We start from the raw sequence: 20,400 nt of genomic DNA, 5'->3' as shown, positions 1-20,400 counted from the left end.
GTGGCCCTCTGCCCAGGTCTCCTCGACGCCGGCGAGAACATCAAGGCACTGAGCACCTACCTGGGGCACTCGGACCCCGGCTTCACGCTGCGGACGTACACGCACCTGATGCCGAGTGGGGAAGCCCGCGCACGAGCGGCCATGGATGGGCTCTACGGCGTGGCGGCCCCTCGCCCTGACGGCCCCACCACGGCCCAGGGTTGATCAAGCACGTCCGGCGGGAGGCCGCGCGTCTGCGCCGCGTCCCGCCGGAATCTTCGTTTTCCCGCCCTGACCTGCGCTTACAGCACCGGCAGGTTCTTCTTCAGCTCGAAGGCCGTGACCTCGCTCCTGTACTCCTCCCACTCCTGCTTCTTGTTGCGCAGGAAGAAGTCGTAGACGTGCTCGCCCAGGGTCTCCGCGACGAGTTCGCTGCGTTCCATCAGGGCGATGGCCTCGCCCAGGTTCTGGGGGAGGGGCTCGATGCCCATCGCGCGGCGTTCGGCGTCGGAGAGGGCCCAGACGTCGTCGTCGGCGCCCGGGGGGAGTTCGTAGCCCTCCTCGATGCCCTTGAGGCCGGCGGCGAGAAGGACCGCGTAGGAGAGGTACGGGTTGGCGCCGGAGTCCAGGGAGCGGACCTCGACCCGCGCCGAACCCGTCTTGCCGGGCTTGTACATCGGGACGCGGATGAGCGCGGAGCGGTTGTTGTGGCCCCAGCAGATGTACGAGGGGGCCTCGCCGCCCGCGCCCGCCGTGCGCTCGGTGCCGCCCCAGATGCGCTTGTAGGAGTTGACCCACTGGTTGGTGACGGCGGAGATCTCGTCGGCGTGGCGCAGGAGCCCGGCGATGAAGGAGCGGCCGACCTTGGAGAGCTGGTACTCGGCGCCCGACTCGTAGAAGGCGTTGCGGTCGCCCTCGAAGAGGGAGAGGTGGCTGTGCATGCCCGAGCCCGGGAATTCCGAGAAGGGCTTCGGCATGAAGGTGGCCTGCACGCCCTGTTCCAGCGCGACCTGCTTCATGACGAGGCGGAACGTCATGATGTTGTCGGCCGTCGAGAGGGCGTCGGCGTAGCGGAGGTCGATCTCCTGCTGCCCGGGGGCGCCCTCGTGGTGGCTGAACTCGACGGAGATGCCCATCGACTCCAGCATGGTGATCGCCTGGCGGCGGAAGTCCATGCCGACGTTCTGCGGGGTGTGGTCGAAGTAGCCGGAGTTGTCGGCGGGTGTGGGGCGCGAGCCGTCGACCGGCTTCTCCTTGAGCAGGAAGAACTCGATCTCGGGGTGGGTGTAGAAGGTGAACCCGAGGTCGGACGCCTTCGCGAGCGCGCGCTTGAGGACGTAGCGCGGGTCGGCGAAGGACGGCGAGCCGTCCGGCATGAGGATGTCGCAGAACATGCGCGCGGTGCCGGGGGCCTCGGCGCGCCAGGGCAGGACCTGGAAGGTGGCGGGGTCGGGCTTGGCGATCATGTCGGACTCGTAGACCCGCGCGAAGCCCTCGATCGCCGAGCCGTCGAAGCCGATGCCCTCGTCGAACGCCTGCTCCAGCTCGGCCGGGGCGACGGCGACGGATTTCAGGAAGCCAAGGACGTCGGTGAACCACAGGCGCACGAAACGGATGTCCCGCTCCTCAAGCGTGCGGAGCACGAACTCCTGCTGCTTATTCATATCCACCAATCCTTGCTGGTCGAGCCGCCTTGCACCGTTGCCGTGCCCTGGGCGTACGAGCATCCCACCACACGGTTTCCCGCAGGTTGCGAACACAAGGACGATCTCCCGCGGCGCAACCGCTCCCGCCATAGTGCATTGCCCGCACGCCGTGGCCGACAGGCCCCGGGGGCCACGGGAGGCCGCGCCCATTGTGGGGGACGCCTCCCTCCCGGGTCGACCCACTCCCCCACCGGCCTCGGCGGGCCGCTCAAGCCCCGTACGTCGCAAGGGCTTTGGGGGTACGGGTGCGGGGCGGACGCCGCCGTGCGAAACGGCGCCACCCTCGCGTACCGCCCCAAGGCGGGGTAAAAGACACGCCACGGATTGCGCCGAGAATGCCTCGAAATCAGCAAACGGCGCGGCGCGGGTTTGCCATGGGCGCCCCCTCGCCACGCCCCCACCGCCCCAGCGGCCACCCCGCTAGGGCCCCGCCGCGCACCCCGCGCGCACGCGGTCGCACACCTCGCGCGCACCCCACCGCACCCCCCGCCCAGCCCCCCACACACCCCGTACGGCCCCGCCCCACCCCCACATCGCGTCAGAGAGACGATTACACTGGCGACCGTGCCTCAACTACGTCTCGCCCTGAATCAGATCGATGCCGTCGTCGGTGATCTCGACGCCAACGCGGAGTCGGTCGTGCAATGGACCCGGCACGCCGCGGAGCGGGGCGCCCATCTGGTCGCCTTTCCCGAGATGGTGCTGACCGGCTACCCCGTGGAGGATCTCGCGCTGCGCTCCACCTTCGTGGAGGCCAGCCGCGCCGCTCTGCACGCGCTCGCCGCCCGCCTCGTCGACGAGGGTCTCGGCGGGCTGCCCGTCGTCCTCGGCTACCTCGACCGCAGCGAAACCGACCAGCACCGCTACGGGATGCCCGCCGGCTCCCCGCGCAACGCCGCCGCCGTGCTGCACCAGGGCCGCGTCGTGCTCCGTTTCGCCAAGCACCACCTGCCGAACTACGGCGTCTTCGACGAGTTCCGCTACTTCGTGCCCGGCGACACGCTGCCCGTCGTGCGCGTGCACGGCGTCGACGTGGCCCTCGCCATCTGCGAGGACCTGTGGCAGGACGGCGGCCGAGTGCCCGCGACCCGCGCGGCGGGCGCCGGGCTGCTGCTGAGCATCAACGCGTCCCCGTACGAGCGCGAGAAGGACGACACGCGCCTCGACCTGGTCCGCAAGCGCGCCCAGGAGGCGGGCTGCACGACCGCGTACGTCGCGATGTCCGGCGGGCAGGACGAGCTGGTCTTCGACGGCGACTCGATCGTCGTCGACAAGGACGGCTCCGTCATCACGCGTGCGCCGCAGTTCACCGAGGGCTGCTTCCTCCTCGACCTGGACCTGCCCCCGGCCCCCGCCGAGGAGCCCGCCGGGACCGTCCACGACGGCCTGCGCATCGAGCACGTCACGATCTCGCCGACGCCGCTGCCCGCCTACGAGCCGGAGTACACCGGGGAGTACGCGGAGCGCCTGGAGGACGCCGAGGAGGTGTACGGGGCGCTCGTCACGGGGCTGCGCGCATACGTGGAGAAGAACGGGTTCCGGTCCGTCCTCATCGGGCTCTCCGGCGGCATCGACTCCGCGCTCACGGCCGCGATCGCGTGCGACGCGATCGGCGCGGAGAACGTGTACGGGGTCTCGATGCCGTCGAAGTACTCCTCGGAGCACTCCAAGGACGACGCGGCCGACCTCGCCGCGCGCACCGGGCTGCACTACCGCTCCGCGCCCATCGCCCCCATGTTCGACGCCTACATGGCGGCGCTCGGCTTCACGGGGCTCGCCGAGGAGAACCTCCAGGCGCGGCTGCGCGGCACGACGCTGATGGGCATCTCCAACCAGGAGGGGCAGATCGTCCTCGCGCCCGGCAACAAGTCGGAGCTGGCGGTCGGCTACTCGACGCTCTACGGGGACGCGGTCGGGGCGTACGGCCCGATCAAGGACGTCTACAAGTCGCAGGTCTTCGCGCTCGCGCGCTGGCGCAACCAGGCGGCCGAGCAGCGCGGCGAGACGCCGCCGATCCCGGAGAACACGATCGCGAAGCCGCCGAGCGCCGAGCTGCGCCCGGGACAGGTCGACACCGACTCGCTCCCCGACTACGACGTGCTCGACCGCATCCTCGCGATGTACGTCGACCGGGACCAGGGCTCGGACGCGATCGTCGCGGCCGGTTTCGATCCGGCGGTCGTCGCGCGCGTGCTGCGCATGGTCGACAACGCCGAGTACAAGCGGCGCCAGTACCCGCCGGGGACGAAGATCTCCGCGAAGGGCTTCGGCAAGGACCGCCGCATGCCGATCACGAACCGGTGGCGGGAGAACGCGGGGGCGTGAGACGGGGGGCGGGAACGGCTCGTAGGTGCCGTTCCCGCCCCCTCGGCGCTCCCGCCCCCTCGGCGTTCCCGCTGGGGCCCTCCCCCGGGCTCCGCCCCGGACTCCCCCCTCGATCGCCGGAGCGGCTTACTCGATGGGCCCCGGCACGGGTGCGGCCCCAGGGCTCAGTTCGTGCTCGCCAGGCGGATCGACGCGGCGACCGGGAGGTGGTCGGAGCCGGTGCGGGGCAGGGTCCAGGAGGAGACCGGTTCGGCGCCGCCGACGAGGATCTGGTCGATGCGGGCCATCGGGAAGCCCGCCGGCCAGCTGAAGCCGAAGCCCTTGCCCGCCGCGCCCTGCGTGGAACGGAGCTGCGAGGTCACCGGGGACAGGGCGCGGTCGTTCATCGTGCCGTTGAGGTCGCCGACGAGGACCTTGTTGGTGAGCGGTTCCTCGCGGATCGCCTTGCCGAGCGCCTCGGCGCTGCGGTCGCGCTGACCCGCGACGAAGCCGGTGTCGAGCTTGACGCGGACCGAGGGCAGGTGGGCGACGAAGACGGCGACGGGGCCCCTCGGGGTCTCCGCGGTCGTGCGCAGGGCGCGCTCCCAGCCCAGTTCCAGGTCGACGGGTTTCGTGCCGCGCAGCGGGTACTTGCTCCAGAGGCCGACGGTGCCCTTGGTGACGTGGTACGGGTACGTGGCCTTGAGGGCGCTCGCGTACTCCGGCACGGCCTGCTCGGTCAGCTCCTCCAGGGCGAGGAGCTGGGCGCCGGAGCCGACGAGGGTGCGGACGGTGCCGGGGAGGTCGCCGTTCTCGGCGTTGACGTTGTGGGTGACGACGGTGAGGTCGCCGCGCGACTGGTCGTGGCCGAGGACGAGCCCGCCGAACAGGTTGAGCCACACCGCGACGGGCAGCACGAGGGCGAGGAGCGCGGTCGCGGAGCGCCGTACGAGCGCGAGGACGAGCAGGACGGGGACGAGGAGCCCGAACCAGGGCAGGAAGGTCTCCAGGAGGCTGCCGAGGTTCCCGACGCGGTTGGGGACGTGCGCGTGGACGAGCATGAGCCCCGCGAGCGCCAGCGCGAGCACGGCGAGCACGAGGCCGCGCCGCCACATCCCCGGGAGCCGCCCGCCGCCCGGGGCCCCGGTGCGCCGGCCCACGAAACGCATCCGGCCGCGCAGCCCCTCGGGGCGCTGTCCCTCACTACCCGTTTCCGCCTTGTACGCCTGCGCCATCGTGCCGCCTCACTGACCACCGTGCACCCGTTCCGCCCCTGACCCTAGGGGATGAAAAGGGCCCTGCCCGCCGCCACGGCGGACCTGTGTGAAGTGGGGACGCGGGAGGCCCCGGCGGGAGTTCCTGGTTGGGTGCGGGCTGTGGCTTTTGTACGTGCCGGGCGGCCCCCCCTCTTTCCGCCCTCGCGTGCGAGGTGTCACCATGGGGAGTGAATCCGGGGACGCCGCCAGGGCGCTTCGAGATGACCAGAAGGAGCCGCGTGATGAGCGAGCTTTCCGCTGCCCGCGCACAGTCAGAAACTCCCACCGGGACCCTGTACGGCAAGGCCGTGCGCCGCCGGGTCACCGTGCACGACATCGCCCGCGCCAAGGAGCGCGGCGAGAAGTGGGCGATGCTCACCGCCTACGACGCCATGACCGCCTCCGTCTTCGACGAGAGCGGTATCCCGGTCCTCCTCGTCGGGGACTCGATGGGCAACTGCCACCTCGGTTACGACTCGACCGTCCCCGTGACGCTCGACGAGATGACCATGCTCTCCGCCGCCGTCGTACGGGGCACCAAGCGGGCCCTGATCGTCGGCGACCTCACCTTCGGCTCGTACCAGGAGGGCCCGAAGCAGGCGCTGCGCTCGGCGATGCGCCTGGTCAAGGACGCCGGGGTCGGCGCCGTGAAGCTGGAGGGCGGCGAGCGCTCGCACGAGCAGATCAGGACGCTCGTCGAGGCCGGTATCCCCGTCATGGGCCACATCGGGCTCACGCCGCAGTCGGTGAACGCGATGGGGTACCGGGTGCAGGGGCGCGGCGAGGAGGCGGCGGCCCAGCTCCTTCGCGACGCGAAGGCCGTGCAGGACGCGGGCGCCTTCGCCGTCGTGCTGGAACTCGTCCCCGCCGAGCTGGCCGCCGAGGTCACGCGCACGCTCGCCATCCCGACAGTCGGCATCGGCGGCGGCGCGGCGACCGACGCGCAGGTCCTGGTGTGGACCGACATGATGGGGCTCACCGGCGGCAAGGTGCCGGGCTTCGTGAAGCAGTACGCGGACCTGCGCGGCCTGCTCGGCGACGCGGCCCGCACGTTCGCGGCCGATGTCGCGGGCGGTGCCTTCCCCGCGGCGGAGCACGAGGTGCACTGACGGCCGGGGCGCGGGGTGCGCCGACGCCCGTGAGGGCGCGGTGACACGACGCGCCACGGCCGGGGCCGGTCCGGCGGTTCCTCCCGCCGGGCCGGCCCTTTCGCGTGCGGTCGCACACCCGGGGCGCATTCGCTCACGCGTGCGCCCCCCTGGGCCGACGGGCCACCGACAGATCACCTCTTTCCGCAGGTCACAGGCGTGTAGGTGAGTTGTGGGTGGCTTGTCGGTGGCGGCTGTCAGGGTTATCGGCATGACGCGAATCGATACGACGAATGCACCTGCGGAGCGGCGGGACGGCGGGGACATCGCCGTCTCGGTCCGCGGTCTGAAGAAGCACTTCGGCAGCACCAAGGCGCTCGACGGGGTGGACCTCGACGTCCGCCGCGGCACCGTGCTCGGGGTCCTCGGCCCCAACGGCGCGGGCAAGACGACCCTCGTGCGCTGCCTGTCCACCCTGCTCGTCCCGGACGCGGGCTCCGCGACCGTCGCGGGCATCGACGTCCTGCGGCAGCCGAAGGAGCTGCGCCGCAGGATCGGCCTCACCGGCCAGTACGCCTCGGTCGACGCGAAGCTCTCCGGGCGCGAGAACCTGTACCTGATCGGGCGGCTGCTCGACCTGAGCCGCGCCGAGTCGCGGCGGCGGGCCGACGAGCTGCTCGAACGGTTCTCGCTCACCGAGGCGGCGAAGCGCGTGGCGGGCACGTACTCCGGCGGGATGCGGCGCCGGCTCGACCTCGCCGCGTCCATGATCGGCCGCCCCGCCGTGCTCTACCTGGACGAGCCCACCACGGGCCTCGACCCGCGCACGCGCCAGGAGGTGTGGAGCGAGGTGCAGAGCATGGTGGGCGACGGCGTGACCGTGCTCCTCACCACCCAGTACATGGAGGAGGCGGAGCAGCTCGCGAGCGAGCTGACCGTCATCGACCGCGGGCGGGTCGTCGCCGAGGGGGCGATCGACGAGCTGAAGTCCCGCGTCGGCGGCCGGGTGCTGCGGGTGCGCCCGGCGGACAGGTCCGTGCTGCCGGAGGTCGCCCGGCTCGTCGAGGAGAGCGGTCTCACGGGCCTCGCCACGCCGACGCTCGACCAGGAGAGCGGCAGCGTCCTCATCCCCCTCCTGAGCGACGAACAGCTCACCGCGGTCATAGGGCTGCTCGCCGCGAAGGACGTGGCGCTCGCCGACCTGCGCACGGAGCTGCCGAGCCTCGACGAGGTCTTCCTCTCGCTCACCGGCCAGAAGGCCACCCACACCGACCAGGAGCAGCCGCAGGACGGCGCCGCCCCCGTACGAGAGAAGGTCTCGGCATGAGCACCGCCACCCTCACCGCCCCCTCCCCCGCCCCCGTCGTGGGCGAGGCCAAGATCGGGCTGCGCGCCCACCTGCGGCACATCGGGGCGCTGACCCGCCGCAACATCCTGTGGATCAAGCAGGACCCGGAGTCGATGTTCGACGCCATCCTGATGCCGCTCGTCTTCACGCTGCTCTTCGTCTACGTCTTCGGCGGCGCCATCGCCGGCAAGGGCAACCAGCAGGAGTACGTGAACTACGTCGTCCCCGGCCTCATGGCGATGATGGGGATGAACATGGCGACGGGCGTGGGGACCGGCTTCAACCAGGACTTCCAGACCGGCGTCATGGACCGCTTCCGCAGCCTGCCGATCGCCCGGTCCTCCGTCCTCATCGCGAAGATCATGGTCGAGATCCTGCGGCTGATCATCGCCGTGGGCGTCCTGCTGGCGGTCGGTTTCGCCCTCGGACTCTCGGTGTCCAACGTGCCGGGGCTCTTCGCCTCGATCGGCCTGTCGATCCTCTTCGGCTCCTCGCTCATGTGGATCTTCCTGACGCTCGGCGTGACGATGAAGAGCGCGCAGGCCATCCAGGCGATGGGCTTCCTCGTGATGATGCCGCTCCAGTTCGGCTCCTCGATCTTCACGCCGACCTCGACGATGCCGGGCTGGCTCCAGGCGTTCACCGACTACAACCCGATCTCGACGCTCGCGGACGCCTCGCGGGCGCTGTGCAACGGCGGCCCGCTCACACACGGGCTGACGTGGACGCTGGTCTGGACGGTGGCGATCACGGTGGTCATGGCGCCGGTCGCGATCTACAAGTTCCGTACGAAGTCCTCCTGAGCGGGACGGGGGCAGGGGTGCGGATGACGCACGGGCCGGAGCCGCGGCTCCGGCCGGGACGCTCAGTCCCGGCCGGGGGGCGCGGCTTCGGCGTCGTGGGAGGCGAGCGGGACGGCCCCGCGGAGGAGGTCCAGGCCCTCGCGGAGGCCGAGGCGGGCGCCCTCGGCGCGCGCGGTGCGCAGGGCCGGGGCGGCGAGCGGGAAGGCGGGGTCCTCGGCGGCGGCCGTGATCAATCGTTCGGTCTCGGCGTGGAGTTCGCGTTCGACGCGGGACTCGTGGCGCGGCGCGGGCAGGGCCGCGGAGACGGCGGCGAGGAGGCGCGCGGCGAGGAGCAGGTCGGGGGCGGAGCGGCGGGCTGTGCCGCGCAGGGCGAAGGCGTAGGCGGCGGTCTGGAGGTGGCCCGCGGGGAGCTGCGGGGCCATGAGGAGGGCGAGGTCCTCGAAGGAGGAGTCCACGCTCTGCCCGAGGCGGCTCAGACTCTGGTCGTATCGGCCTTCCAGGGCGTCGAGCCAGCCTTCCAGGCGTCCGATCATGGTGTCGAAGAGGACGAAGGAGCCGTTGCCGAAGTCGTCGCGCAGCCGGTCGACGACCTGCCGCGCCTCGGCGAGGCGGCCGGTCCCGGCGTAGCGCATGGCGAGGAAGAGGTGGGCGACGGGGCGGGCCTCGGTGCTCGCGGGGCCCTCCTCGTCGAAGATCTCGCGCAGCAGCTTCTCGCCCCGGGCGCTCTCCTCGGGGTCGTCGGACTCGGTGAGGAGCCCGCCCATGCGGGCCCGCAGCACTCCGGTCTGGCTGTGCGCGCCGAGCGTGAGGGCATGCTCCGTCGCCTCTTCGTAGTCGGCGGCGGCCTCGGTGTAGCGCCCGTGCCACTCCAGGACCTCGGCGCGCGCCGCGAGGGCCTCGGCGGCGCCCCAGCTGTCGCCCAGCTCGCGGAAGATGCGCAGCGCCTCGCCCGCGTCGGAGAGGGCGTCGCCGTCGAGGTCGGCGCGGTTGGCGAGCAGGTTGGCGCGGTTCTGGAGGGCGAGGGCGAGTTCCCAGGGCAGGTCGAGTTCGCGCGCGGTGCGCACGGTGCTGTCGGCGACGTCGCGGACGAGGGCGAGGTTGCCGGTGAAGAGGACGGCGAAGAACCAGACGTTGGCCGGGGGACGGCAGGTCTGCGGCAGGCCGGGGCGGTAGACCTCGGCCGCCCGGTGCAGCCTCGCGCGCTGCGTGGGGTCGCTCCAGTGGTCGAAGTCCATGTCCATGTGCGCGAGGTGGATGAGGTGCACGCCGCGCCGGGCCTCGTCGAGGACGGTGCCGTCCCACGGCGGGGGCGTCGCCGTGCAGCTCTCCGCCACGGGCGGGGCCTCGGGAGCGCCCTCGGCGAAGGGGTCGGGGCCGAGCGCCGCCGCCGCGCCCGCCCAGTGCACGGCCTCGCCGCGCGGGCCGCGGATCTGCCAGTACCAGGAGAGCGAGAGGACGAGGCACAGCACCTCCTGCTCCTCGGCCCGTTCCAGCGCCTCGCGCAGGGCGAGGCGCAGGTTCTCGTACTCCGCCTCCAGACGGGCGATCGCCGCGCCCTGCTCCGGGCCGCGCAGGAGCGGGTCGGTGGTGCGGGCGAGTTCGCGGTAGTGGAGGAGGTGGGCGTGGCGGGTCGCCGTCGCGGCGCCCTCCTCGGCGAGGCGTGCGGCGGCGTACTCGGCGACGGTCTCCAGGAGCCGGTAGCGCATGGTGCCGTCGGGGGCGGGCGCGGCGATGACGAGGGACTTGTCGACGAGGGCGCCGAGCACGTCGGCCACGTCCGCCGCGGGTGCCCCGGGGGTGGCGCAGACGGCTTCGACGGCGGCGAGGTCGCAGCCGCCCGCGAAGACGGAGAGGCGGGCGAGCACGGCGCGTTCGCGGGCGTCGAGGAGGTCCCAGGACCAGTCGACGACGGCGCGCAGGGTCTGCTGGCGGGGCAGCACGGTGCGGCTGCCGGTGGTCAGGAGCCTGAAGCGGTCGTCGAGGCGGTCGGCGATCTGGCGCGGGGTGAGCAACCGCAGCCGCGCGGCGGCGAGTTCGATGGCGAGCGGGAGGCCGTCGAGGCGGCGGCAGATCTCGGCGACGGCCTCGGGCTCCGTGGCGGGCGTGAAGCCGGGGCTGACGGCGGCGGCGCGTTCGCGGAAGAGCCGGCGCGCGGCGGGCTCGGGGAGGGGTTCGACGGGGCGGAGGACTTCGCCGGGGACACCGAGCGGTTCGCGGCTGGTCGCGATGATCGTGAGGCGGGGGCAGCGTTCGAGGAGGGTCTGCGCGAGGTGCGCGGCGGCGCCGACGACGTGCTCGCAGTTGTCGAGGAGGAGGAGGATCCGACGCGGGGCGCAGTACTCGGTGAGCCGGGTGAGGACGTCGTCGTGCTGGCGGTCGGTCGCGACGCGGAACTCCTCGGCCCCGGCGCCGCGCAGGACGGTCTCGCGCCCGCCGACCGCGCCGAGCACGGCGGCGGGGACGCCCTCGGGGTCGGTGACGGGGGCGAGTTCGGCGAGCCAGACGCCGTCCGGGACGCGGTCGCGCAGCGTCTCGGCGGTCTCCTGGCTCAGCCGCGTCTTGCCGGAGCCGCCGGGCCCGAGGAGCGTCACGAGCCGTGACCCGGCGAGGTCGGCGCGCAGCGTCTCGATGTCCGTGCCGCGGCCGACGAAGGAGGTGAGGCGCGCGGGGAGGTTGCCGGTCCTCGGCGGGCGCGCGGGTTCCGGGGCGGGTGCCCGGCCGGGCGCGGACCGCTCGCCCGCGCCGAGGAGTTCGGTGTGCAGGGCGCGCAGGGCGGGGCCCGGGTCGGTGCCGAGGCGGTCGGCGAGGGTGCGGGCGAGGCCCGCGTAGGCGGCGAGCGCCTCGGCGGGGCGCCCGGTGTCGCGCAGGGCGCGCAGGCGCAGGAGGTGGAGGGGTTCGTCGAGGGGGTGGGCGCGGCACAGGGCGGTGAGCGGGGGCAGCGCCTCCTCGGCGTGGCCGAGGTCGAGGGCCGCGGCCCAGCGGGCGGTACGGGCCGTGCGCAGCCGTTCCGTCCAGTGGCGGGCCTCCGCCTCCGCCTCGGGCAGGTCGGCGAGCGGCGGCTCGGCCCACAGGGCGAGCGCCTCGTCGAGGAGCCCGGCGGCGCGTGCGGGCTCCCCGGCGTCGAGCGCGGCCCGTCCCTCGTCGGCGAGCCGCCCGAAGCGGTGCAGGTCGACGGCGTCGGGCGGGACGTCGAGCCGGTACCCGGCGGGCTCGGAGACGATCGCGCCGGGCCCGAGCGCCCGGCGCAGCCGTCCGACGAGCGCTTGCAGCGCCGCCTGCGGCTCGGCGGGCGGATCGGCGCCCCACACCTCGTCGGCGAGTACGGTCGCGGACACGCTCCGCCCGGCCCGTACGGCGAGCACGGTGAGCAGCGCGCGCAGCCGCGCCCCGCCGAGGGGAACGGCGCTGCCGTCGGGACGGAGAGCGGCGGTGGTGCCGAGGACGCGGTAGAACACGGCACCCATTGTGTACGGCACGGGCTCCGGCGGGAGGGCCGGGCGGCCACGCGGGGCGCGTCCGGGGGTCAGGGCCCCGGCGGGAGTACGGGTTCGACCTCGGCCAGGGCGCCGGTCTCGTGTGGGCGGGGACGGAACCGGTGGGGAAAGCGGCACGTCGGCGGGGTAGTTCGCCCGTGGGGGGTACCGGCCTCGTAGTCTTGCCGGACCCCGGGCCGAACCGGGGAGTGATCCCCGGCTTTTGGAGCAGACCCCATGGCGACCCCGTACTCGCGGCCGGACCGTTCGGACCGGCGGGTCAGTCCCGTCTTCCTGGGCATCGTCGCGGTGGCCGCCGTCTCCGGGTGGGCGGTGTGGACCGGGTACGCGGACGCGACGGCCTTCGCCGTGTTCCTCTTCGTCACCGCGATGTGGGTCGTGTCGCTGTGCCTGCACGAGTACGCGCACGCGCGGACCGCGCTGCACAGCGGGGACCTGAGCGTGGGGGCGAAGGGCTATCTGACGCTCAACCCGGCGAAGTACACGCACGCGCTGCTGAGCATCGTGCTGCCGGTGGTCTTCGTGATCCTCGGCGGTATCGGCCTGCCGGGCGGCGCGGTGTACATCGAGCGGGGCGCGATCAGGGGCCGCTGGCGGCACAGTCTCATCTCGGCGGCGGGGCCGCTCACGAACGTGCTCTTCGCCGTCGTGTGCACGGCCCCGTTCTGGCTGCACGCGCTCGACGGGGTGCCGCGCTCCTTCCAGTACGCGCTGGGCTTCCTCGCGCTGCTCCAGGTGACGGCGGCGATCCTGAACTTCGTGCCGGTGCCGGGCCTCGACGGGTACGGGGTGATCGAGCCGTGGCTCTCGCGGAGTGTGCGCCGGCAGGTGGAGCCGTTCGCGCCGTTCGGGCTGATCGCGGTCTTCGCGCTGCTGTGGGTGCCGGAGGTGAACGTGGCGTTCTTCGACGCGATGGACGGCCTGCTGCGGGCGCTCGGGGTGCCGGAGTTCGCCACGTACTGCGGGCGGAACCTGTTCCGGTTCTGGGTGGAGCGGGATCCGGTCTGCGCGCTCGTCGGGTGAGGCCGTGGGGCGCGGCGGGGAGGCCGCTGAGGTGCGGCGGGGGCGCCGCGGGGTTCAGCCGGTGACCGGCGTCGCGGCCTGGCGCTCGGCCCTGGCGCGGCGCACGTAGTACCAGCACATGTTCGAGGAGACCCCCGCGAGCAGCACCCACACGATGCCCAGCCAGCTTCCCTGCGTGAAGGAGACCACGGCGGCGGCGACGGCGAGGACGCAGACGACGAGGGCGTAGAGCGCGAGGCGGGGCATGGGGGTGGCTCCTTGTCGTGGACGGGCGGGCCTGCTGCCCGACCAGTGTCCCCCATGCCCCGAGTGCCCCGCTCCGGGGGGCTCGCCCCGCGAGGGGTCCGGGGCCGCTCAGACGTCCGTCACGCGCAGGCCCGCGTGGCCCTTGTAGCGGCGGTTGACGGAGATGAGGTTGGCGACGAGCGACTCGACCTGGTGCGCGTTGCGCAGCCGCCCGGCGAAGACGCCGCGCATACCCGTGATGCGCTGGGCGAGGGCCTGGACGAGGTCGGTGTCGGCACGGGCCTCGCCGAGCACGAGGACGTCGGTGTCGATGCTCTCGACGGCGGGGTCCTGGAGGAGCACGGCGGAGAGGTGGTGGAAGGCCGCCGTGACGCGCGAGTCGGGGAGGAGGGACGCGGCCTGCTCGGCGGCGCTGCCCTCCTCGGGCGTGAGGGCGTAGGCGCCCTTCTTGTCGAAGCCGAGCGGGTTGACGCAGTCGACGACGAGCTTGCCCGCGAGGTCCTCGCGCAGCGAGGCGAGGAGCGCCTTGTGGCCGTCCCAGGGCACCGCGACGATCACGATGTCGCTGCGGCGCGCGCACTCCGCGTTGTCCGCGCCCTCGACACCGTGCCCGATCTCGGCGGCGGCACCGGCTGCCCGCTCGGCGGCCCGCGAGCCGATGATCACCTTCTGGCCCGCGAGCGCGAGGCGGTAGGCGAGGCCGCGCCCCTGGTCGCCCGTGCCGCCGAGCACGCCGACGACGAGCCCGGAGACGTCGGGGAGCTCCCAGGGGTCCTTGCGGGGCGGCTTCTGCGCGTGGTCGTCCGTGGTAGTCATGGCGGCAGCCTACTGGCAAGTAGCGGCTCGTTCCGCGCGAAAAATCGCTGGCACGCACCCTTTCCTCCCCCACAGTCGTCCGCCACCCGGTCGGCGTCGGGGACCTGAGGCCAAGTGGTGAGCGCGGCAGGGGCTTTGCCGCCTCTTGACCTCAAGTGGCCTTGGGGGCACAGACTCTGACCATGACCGCGCGAACGGATCAGGCAGAGATCACCGCACTCGTCGACCGCTTCTTCCTGGCGCTCGACACCCGCGAGTTCACCCCCGGGTGGGCCCGCCCCTACCTCACCGACGACGCGAGCATGATCGCCCCGGTGGGCTCGACGCGGGGCGCCGAGGCGGTACGCACCGCCGAGACCGCACTGCTCCGCTTCGCCGACACGCAGCACTTCGCCTCGGGCGTCGTGACGGACGCGGCCTTCTGCACGGACCACGCCACGGCCTCGTGGAACGCGTACATGGTCCACATCCACCACTCCCCCGCCCCCGATCCCCTCTTCGTCGTGGGAGGCCGCTGGGAAGCCACGCTGCGCCGCACGGCGGAGGGCTGGCGCTTCACCACCATGGCGGTCCATGTCGTGTGGACGAGGGGGGAGCCGCCCACGCCGGAGACGGGGACGGAGACGGAGACGGAGAGGGCGTGAACGAGCCGGACGGGCGGTGACGGCGGCGGCGTACGAGGGCGGTGCCGGCCGTCGCCCCGTCCGGCCTCACCGTCCGGCCGCCGCGCCCGCCTCCCGCCCGCCGCGCTCCCCGGCGCCCCTCACTGCCCCTCCGGCCGCCCCCCGTCCTTCCACCGCTCGTCGTTCTCCCACTCGCGGTTGCGTTCCGCCGCGCGGTCCATCGCGTGTTCGGCCTCCACCCGGGTGGCGTAGGGGCCCATGCGGTTCTTGGAGGGGCACTGGGGGCCCTCCTCGACCTTGGCGTGATCCAGGCAGTAGTACCACTCGCCCGGTTTGCCGCTGCCCTGCTTGTCGCTCCTGCCGAAGAGAGCCATGCGCTCCGTCCTTCCGCGGTCCGGCCGGGTGCTGCCCCGGGCTCCGGTCCCATCGTGCCCGAGATCGGGCCGCTCAGTCGGCTCGCGGCCGGACCGCTCCCCCGGACCGGGTCCGCCCTCTCCCACCGCGTACGCGCCCCCGCCCCCGGCACCCGGCCGCCATAGACTCACCCCATGTCTGGCCAGTCATTTGTCGTAAGCGGAAAGATCTCCCCCCTGCGCGGGGTCCCCAAGGACATCCCGCGTCCCGAGTACGTCGGGAAGCCGGCGCCCACGCCGTACACCGGGCCCGAGGTGCAGGACGCGGAGACGGTCGAGAAGATGCGCGTCGCGGGGCGGATCGCGCGGCGGGCGATGGACGAGGCGGCGAAGCACATCGCGCCCGGTGTCACGACCGACGAACTCGACCGCGTCGCGCACGAGTACATGGTCGACCACGGGGCCTACCCGTCGACCCTCGGCTACCGCGGTTTCCCGAAGTCGCTGTGCACCTCCGTCAACGAGGTCATCTGCCACGGCATCCCCGACTCGACCGTGCTGCGCGACGGCGACATCGTGAACCTCGACGTCACCGCCTTCAAGGACGGCGTGCACGGCGACAACAACGCGACCTACCTCGTCGGCGACGTGGACGAGGAGTCGCGCCTGCTCGTCGAGCGGACCCGTACGGCACTGGACCGGGCGATCAAGGCCGTGCGCCCCGGGCGGCAGATCAACGTCATCGGGCGCGTCATCGAGTCGTACGCGAAGCGCTTCGGCTACGGCGTCGTCCGGGACTTCACCGGGCACGGCATCAACACGTCCTTCCACTCCGGCCTGATCGTGCCGCACTACGACAGCCCGCACGCCACGACCGTCATGCGCGAGGGCATGACCTTCACCATCGAGCCCATGCTCACCCTCGGCACCTACGACTACGAGCAGTGGGACGACGGCTGGACCGTCGTGACGAAGGACCGCAGGCGCACCGCCCAGTTCGAGGAGACGCTGGTCGTGACGGCGACGGGGGCGGAGATCCTGACGACGCCCTGAGCCGGGGGGGGGCGGTGGCGCGCGCGGCGCGGAGCTTTGCCGACAGCCTGTCGGGAACCCATTGACTTAGGCATACCTAAGTTAGATGATCGTACCGGTTCCCCCACGCTTCGGTATTTCTTCCACGCCCTGGAGGTCCTCCTTGGACACCTCGACGGACGTCTCCCCCGGCCTCGCCAGCGACGCCGGGTCCGCTGAGACCCCCTTCTCGACCGTCATACGCACCGCCTCGCACGCCCAGCACACGGAGGCCGAGAACTCGACCTTCATGAGCGACCTGCTCAACGGGCGCCTCGGCGTGGACGCCTTCGCGCGCTACACCGAGCAGCTCTGGTTCGTCTACCGGGCCCTGGAGGAGCACTTCGCGGCGCTCGCGGGCGATCCCGTCGCCGGGCCGTTCGTCGATCCGGGGCTCGCCCGGCTCCCCGAGCTGGAGCGGGATCTCGCGCACCTGCGCGGGCCCGGCTGGCGCGCGGGCCTCGCCCCGCTCCCCGCGACCGAGGAGTACGCGGCGCGCGTCACCGAGTGCGCCGCGGGCTGGCCGGGCGGGTACGTGGCGCACCACTACACGCGCTACCTCGGGGACCTCTCGGGCGGGCAGATCATCCGCGACAAGGCCGAGCGGACGTGGGGGTTCGCGCGCAAGGGCGACGGGGTCCGCTTCTACGTCTTCGCCACGGTGGCGAACCCGGCCGCCTTCAAACGCGGTTACCGCGAGCGGCTCGACGCGCTGCCGCTCGACGCGGTGGAGAAGGAGCGGGTCGTGGACGAGTGCCGGCGCGCCTTCGCGCTCAACACCGGCGTCTTCCGCGCGCTGGGCGAGGAGTTCCCGCTCGCCGCCGCGTAGGCCCGTCAGGCCCCGCGCACAGGTCCGGCGAGGCCCGTACGACGAGTCCGTCGGCGCGCGGACGCGGCCGGTGAAGGACGCGAACCGGTGGAGCGGAGAACGGCGGCCCGGCACCCCTGCCCGGAGGAGGGGGTGCCGGGCCGCCGCGGTTCAGCCCTGTGCGGGTGTCACGCGTCGCAGCGCTTCACGTACGACAGGTTCTTGACGTAGCGGGCCGCGACCCAGCCCTTCGAGCCCGTGCGGTACCAGACGCTGTTGCCGTCGACGGGGCGGCCGTCGATGATCTTGCAGCGCAGCTCGATGATCGCGCCCGGCTTGACGGTGCGCAGGACCTTCGAGTTGGTGGTCGGCTTCTCACGGACGTTCAGGTCGATCTTCGAGACGACCTTGCCCTTGGCGTACGCGGCGGCGGCCTCGTGGGAGATCGTCTGGGTGCCGGTCCGGTCGTTCGCGAGCGCCGGGGTCGCGAGGACGGTACCGGTCAGCAGGACGCCCACGAGAGCGGCGGCCGTGCGGGTTGCGCGCATTGAGTTCCTCCGTGCCGTTGCCCGGGCGGGTCCCGGGCCGCGACCGGGGCGTCGGCACCCCGGTCCTGTCCCTTGATCGCACGCGGTACGGGCCGGGAGCGAGAGCGGCGCGGCCGCTTCACCCGGGCGGCGGCGAGCGCACCGGGAGTGCGGCGGCCGTTCGGGGCGCGCCCCCTGCCTCGGTCCGCCGAAGCTTTGCCCGCGCCCGGTCGCGTCGTCAGCGCCCCTTTACCCGCGCCTTTCCGCGCCTTTCCGCGCCGCCCTGCGCCTCCCTTCGTCGGTGCCTCAGCGCGGCCCCTCCGCGAACCGCACTCTCCCGCCCAGTTCGACGAGCCCGTCGGGTCCCGGCGCCGTGAGGAGTTGCGAGCCCCTGCCCTGGCGGATGTTGAGCGCGCGCCCGAGGTGCGCCGTGAGCGCGATCGCCGCCGAGCCCGTCGCCTCGTCCTCGTCGATGCCGTCCCCGCGCCCGGGGAAGCCCCTGGCCCGTACCCGCCCGGCGGCCTCGTCCTCCCAGGCCCAGGCGTACCGCCAGCCGTCTCCCGGCGCGGGGACGGGCAGCGCGTCGACCTCCTCGGGGCTCCCGCAACGGACGGGGACGCGGTCGGCCGCCCACGCGGCGCGGGCGGTGATCCAGGTGAACTCGCCGTCCGAGCGGGCCTCGACGGGCCCGGCGGGCGGGGCGAGTGCGGGCAGGTCGAGGAGCCAGGCGCAGCCGACGAGCGGGTGCCCCGCGAAGGGGAGCGCGGTGCCGGGAGTGCGGATGTCGAGCACGCCGCGCTCGGGGTCGTCGACGAAGACGGTCTCGCTGTACCCGAGCCGCGCGGCGAGCGCCTGGCGCTCCGCGTCGCCGGGGAAGCGCGCGCCCTCGCGGACGACGCCGAGCGCGTTGCCGTGCCGCCCGGCGGCGTCGCAGAAGACCCGCAGGACGTCGAGGCCGGGGGTGCCTGATGTGCTCATGCCCGCATTGAACCGCATACGCGGGCGGGGGCGGTCGGCGCGGGGCGCGCATGCGAAGGGGCCGCGAAGGGCCGCGCCCCGCGCGGACGCGAGGGCCGCGCCCCGCGCGGACGCGAGGGCCGCGCCCCGCGCGCGCGCGTACGGGGGACGTGCGTACGTGCGGCGGAGGGCGCGGCCCGGGTGGCCGGTGAGTGGCCGCTCACCGGCCGGGGCGAGGGCGCGGGGGCGGGGCGGCGGTCACGTGACGACAGCGACCGCCCCGCCCCCGGGGCCCTCAGGCCGGGTGGGCGCTCACGCCTGCTCGGTGGCGCGGCGGCGGCGGGCGGCGTACAGGGCGCCCGTTCCGGCCGCGACGACGGCGGCGGCACCGCCGAGGAGCGGACCCGTGGGCAGGCCCGCGCCCGTCGAGGCGAGGGAGCCCGTCGCGCCGCTCGTGCCGAAGCCCGAGCCGCTGGCGCCGGAGCCCGTACCGCCCGCTCCGGTGCCGGTGCCGGTGCCGCCGCCGTTGCCCGACCCCGAGCCCGCGGCCGGGAGGTCGGCGTCGTCGCTCAGGGCGAGGCTCACGGTGACGGGGTCGAGGGCGTCCCCGGCCTTGTAGAGCGAGCCGGTCGTGTCGTTGGCGAAGGCCGCCGCGCCCGCCGCCGTGAAGACCGCGGGGACCTGGTCGAGCGTCAGGACGTCGTTCTTGACGGCGTAGGAGGCCGAGGAGAGGTCGAGCTTCGCGAAGTCGACGTCGTCCTTGGTGCCCTGCGGGGTCGTGACGTCGAGCGTCAGGGTGCCCTTGGTGCCGCTCGTGACGACCTTGACGTCGCTGAACTCCATGTCGATGCCGTGCGCCTTGTACGTGAAGCGCACGCCGCCGCCGAAGGCCGCGTCGGTCTTCTCGGCGCCCGCGTCGGCGGTGCCCGACGTGTACGGGAAGGTGAAGACGTCGCCGCTCTTCTTCGCGCCGCCGGAGACCTCGCTGCCGCCGCCGGTCGCGATGTACTTGCGCCACGACTCCTTGAGGCCCCAGGTCAGGGCGCCCTTGGCGACGCCGCCGGAGCCGGCCGGGGTCTCGCTGGGCTTGCCGGTGGGCTCACCGCTCGGCTCACCGCCCGGCTCCTCGGACGGCCTGCCACTCGGCTCCTCCGACGGCTTGCCGCTCGGCTCCTCGGAGGGCTTGCCGCTGGGCTCGTCCGTCGGACCCGTCGTGGGCTCGTCCGTCGGGCCCGTCGTCGGCTCCTCCGAGGGCTTGCCGCTGTCGGCGGTCACCGAGAGGGTCGCGGCGTCGAGCACGGCACCGGCCTGGTAGAAGCCCTGGAACGCCTTCGAGCCGTCGGCGGTGAGCGTGGCGGGGATGTCCTTGAAGACCATCGCGCCGCCCGCGCCCGTACCCGGACGGATGCCGTCGAGGCTCAGGTCGGCGATGACGACATCCTGATCGGTCGTCGACTTGCCGTCCGCGACGGTCGTGACGTCGGCGGAGATGCCGCCGCCGGTCGTGGTCGTCGTGACCTGGAGGTCGCTCAGCTCGATGTCGAGGACGCCCTCGTGGCCCTCGAAGCGCACGCTGCCGTTGAAGGCGGTGTGCGTGCCGTGGCTGCCGGTGTCGTACGTGCCGGTGCCGCCCGTGAAGGTGAAGGGGCCGTTGCCTTCGGCCTGCGTGGCGCCGTCGCCCATGGTGATCTTGCCGTGCGCGATGGGCGAGAGGAGGTACTTGCGGAAGGACTCCTTGACGCCCCAGTCGAGCGTCCCGTCCTTGAGCGTGATGGTCGGTGCCCCGGCGGCCCGCGGGGCGGCGGAGGCGGCGGGCAGGGTGAGCGCGCCGGTGCCGAGCGCCGCCGCGGTGGCGACGGCCGCCGCCAGGACGGTGGTCTTGCGGCGTCTGGTGACTGCCATGGTGGCTTGCTGCTCCTCGGGTGGACCGCCTCCTGCTGCGGGGGCGGTGGTGGGTGGTGGGGTGGGGGACGGGGCTCCGTCGCGCGGGGCGGACGG

General features: G+C 73.4%; 17 protein-coding genes and 1 pseudogene. 9 read left to right on the top strand and 9 right to left on the bottom strand.

Annotated elements, in window-relative coordinates; genetic code table 11:
- Positions 1–18: 18 nt before the first annotated feature.
- A pseudogene (locus STTU_RS35660) lies at positions 19–204 on the top strand (hypothetical protein); the annotation flags it as partial.
- A gap of 77 nt (positions 205–281) precedes the next feature.
- Here STTU_RS35660 and STTU_RS24575 read toward each other — a convergent pair.
- A complete protein-coding gene (locus tag STTU_RS24575) occupies positions 282–1,643 on the bottom strand; it encodes a glutamine synthetase family protein (RefSeq protein WP_009064627.1) in 1,362 nt (453 codons plus the stop codon).
- Between the two features lie 606 nt (positions 1,644–2,249).
- Here STTU_RS24575 and STTU_RS24570 point away from each other — a divergent pair.
- Complete coding sequence (locus STTU_RS24570) at positions 2,250–4,010, top strand: NAD+ synthase (RefSeq protein ID WP_007827830.1); 1,761 nt, start codon at positions 2,250–2,252, stop codon at positions 4,008–4,010.
- A gap of 164 nt (positions 4,011–4,174) precedes the next feature.
- Here the strand turns inward: STTU_RS24570 and STTU_RS24565 are convergent, their stop codons facing one another.
- Entirely contained in the window at positions 4,175–5,158 is a 984-nt protein-coding gene (locus STTU_RS24565) for an endonuclease/exonuclease/phosphatase family protein (protein ID WP_063894652.1), read from the bottom strand.
- A 329-nt stretch (positions 5,159–5,487) separates the two neighbouring features.
- On the opposite strand from STTU_RS24565, the gene panB reads away from it, so the two are divergent.
- From panB to STTU_RS24550, 3 genes are all read left to right on the top strand, one after another.
- Complete coding sequence (gene panB / locus STTU_RS24560; RefSeq protein WP_010269170.1) at positions 5,488–6,354, top strand: 3-methyl-2-oxobutanoate hydroxymethyltransferase; 867 nt, start codon at positions 5,488–5,490, stop codon at positions 6,352–6,354.
- Between the two features lie 250 nt (positions 6,355–6,604).
- Positions 6,605–7,660: a daunorubicin resistance protein DrrA family ABC transporter ATP-binding protein gene (locus STTU_RS24555; protein WP_007827827.1), complete on the top strand. Its 1,056-nt coding sequence runs from the start codon at positions 6,605–6,607 to the stop codon at positions 7,658–7,660.
- A complete protein-coding gene (locus STTU_RS24550; protein WP_043256203.1) occupies positions 7,657–8,484 on the top strand; it encodes an ABC transporter permease in 828 nt (275 codons plus the stop codon). The genes STTU_RS24555 and STTU_RS24550 overlap by 4 nt, the downstream gene beginning before the upstream one ends.
- Positions 8,485–8,546: 62 nt before the next feature.
- On the opposite strand, the gene STTU_RS24545 is transcribed toward STTU_RS24550, so the two are convergent.
- On the bottom strand, positions 8,547–11,948 hold the full coding sequence (locus tag STTU_RS24545) for a BTAD domain-containing putative transcriptional regulator (protein WP_043256201.1): 3,402 nt from the start codon (positions 11,946–11,948) through the stop codon (positions 8,547–8,549).
- 246 nt (positions 11,949–12,194) lie between these two features.
- On the opposite strand from STTU_RS24545, the gene STTU_RS24540 reads away from it, so the two are divergent.
- Positions 12,195–13,001, top strand: coding sequence for a site-2 protease family protein (locus STTU_RS24540; RefSeq protein ID WP_007827824.1), 807 nt, complete (start codon positions 12,195–12,197; stop codon positions 12,999–13,001).
- Between the two features lie 54 nt (positions 13,002–13,055).
- Here STTU_RS24540 and STTU_RS24535 read toward each other — a convergent pair whose 3' ends face one another.
- Both STTU_RS24535 and npdG read right to left on the bottom strand, forming a co-directional pair.
- Positions 13,056–13,247 (bottom strand): hypothetical protein, encoded by a 192-nt coding sequence (locus STTU_RS24535; protein WP_007827823.1) that lies wholly within the window; start codon positions 13,245–13,247, stop codon positions 13,056–13,058.
- Between the two features lie 108 nt (positions 13,248–13,355).
- Positions 13,356–14,063, bottom strand: coding sequence for an NADPH-dependent F420 reductase (npdG, locus tag STTU_RS24530; RefSeq protein WP_007827822.1), 708 nt, complete (start codon positions 14,061–14,063; stop codon positions 13,356–13,358).
- Between the two features lie 182 nt (positions 14,064–14,245).
- On the opposite strand from npdG, the gene STTU_RS24525 reads away from it, so the two are divergent.
- Positions 14,246–14,707: a nuclear transport factor 2 family protein gene (locus STTU_RS24525; protein WP_007827820.1), complete on the top strand. Its 462-nt coding sequence runs from the start codon at positions 14,246–14,248 to the stop codon at positions 14,705–14,707.
- 119 nt (positions 14,708–14,826) lie between these two features.
- Here the strand turns inward: STTU_RS24525 and STTU_RS24520 are convergent, their stop codons facing one another.
- Entirely contained in the window at positions 14,827–15,060 is a 234-nt protein-coding gene (locus STTU_RS24520; RefSeq protein ID WP_007827818.1) for a hypothetical protein, read from the bottom strand.
- 174 nt (positions 15,061–15,234) lie between these two features.
- Between STTU_RS24520 and map the strand changes: the two genes are divergently transcribed.
- Both map and STTU_RS24510 read left to right on the top strand, forming a co-directional pair.
- Positions 15,235–16,092, top strand: coding sequence for a type I methionyl aminopeptidase (gene map / locus STTU_RS24515; RefSeq protein ID WP_007827816.1), 858 nt, complete (start codon positions 15,235–15,237; stop codon positions 16,090–16,092).
- A 142-nt stretch (positions 16,093–16,234) separates the two neighbouring features.
- Positions 16,235–16,939, top strand: a complete 705-nt coding sequence (locus tag STTU_RS24510; protein WP_267881234.1) for a heme oxygenase (biliverdin-producing) — start codon at positions 16,235–16,237, stop codon at positions 16,937–16,939.
- Between the two features lie 167 nt (positions 16,940–17,106).
- Here the strand turns inward: STTU_RS24510 and STTU_RS24505 are convergent, their stop codons facing one another.
- The 3 genes from STTU_RS24505 to STTU_RS24495 all read right to left on the bottom strand — a co-directional run bounded on the left by STTU_RS24505 (position 17,107) and on the right by STTU_RS24495 (position 20,304).
- Positions 17,107–17,466 (bottom strand): SH3 domain-containing protein, encoded by a 360-nt coding sequence (locus tag STTU_RS24505; RefSeq protein ID WP_007827812.1) that lies wholly within the window; start codon positions 17,464–17,466, stop codon positions 17,107–17,109.
- A 285-nt stretch (positions 17,467–17,751) separates the two neighbouring features.
- The gene (locus STTU_RS24500) at positions 17,752–18,423 is read right to left on the bottom strand and encodes a PhzF family phenazine biosynthesis protein (RefSeq protein ID WP_007827810.1); all 672 of its coding nucleotides are present in this window, start codon (positions 18,421–18,423) and stop codon (positions 17,752–17,754) included.
- 291 nt (positions 18,424–18,714) lie between these two features.
- Entirely contained in the window at positions 18,715–20,304 is a 1,590-nt protein-coding gene (locus STTU_RS24495) for an HtaA domain-containing protein (protein ID WP_007827809.1), read from the bottom strand.
- Positions 20,305–20,400 lie beyond the last annotated feature (96 nt).

This window comes from Streptomyces sp. Tu6071 (assembly GCF_000213055.1).
GTDB lineage: Bacteria > Actinomycetota > Actinomycetes > Streptomycetales > Streptomycetaceae > Streptomyces > Streptomyces evansiae.
This window is presented reverse-complemented; position numbering and strand designations above follow the sequence as displayed.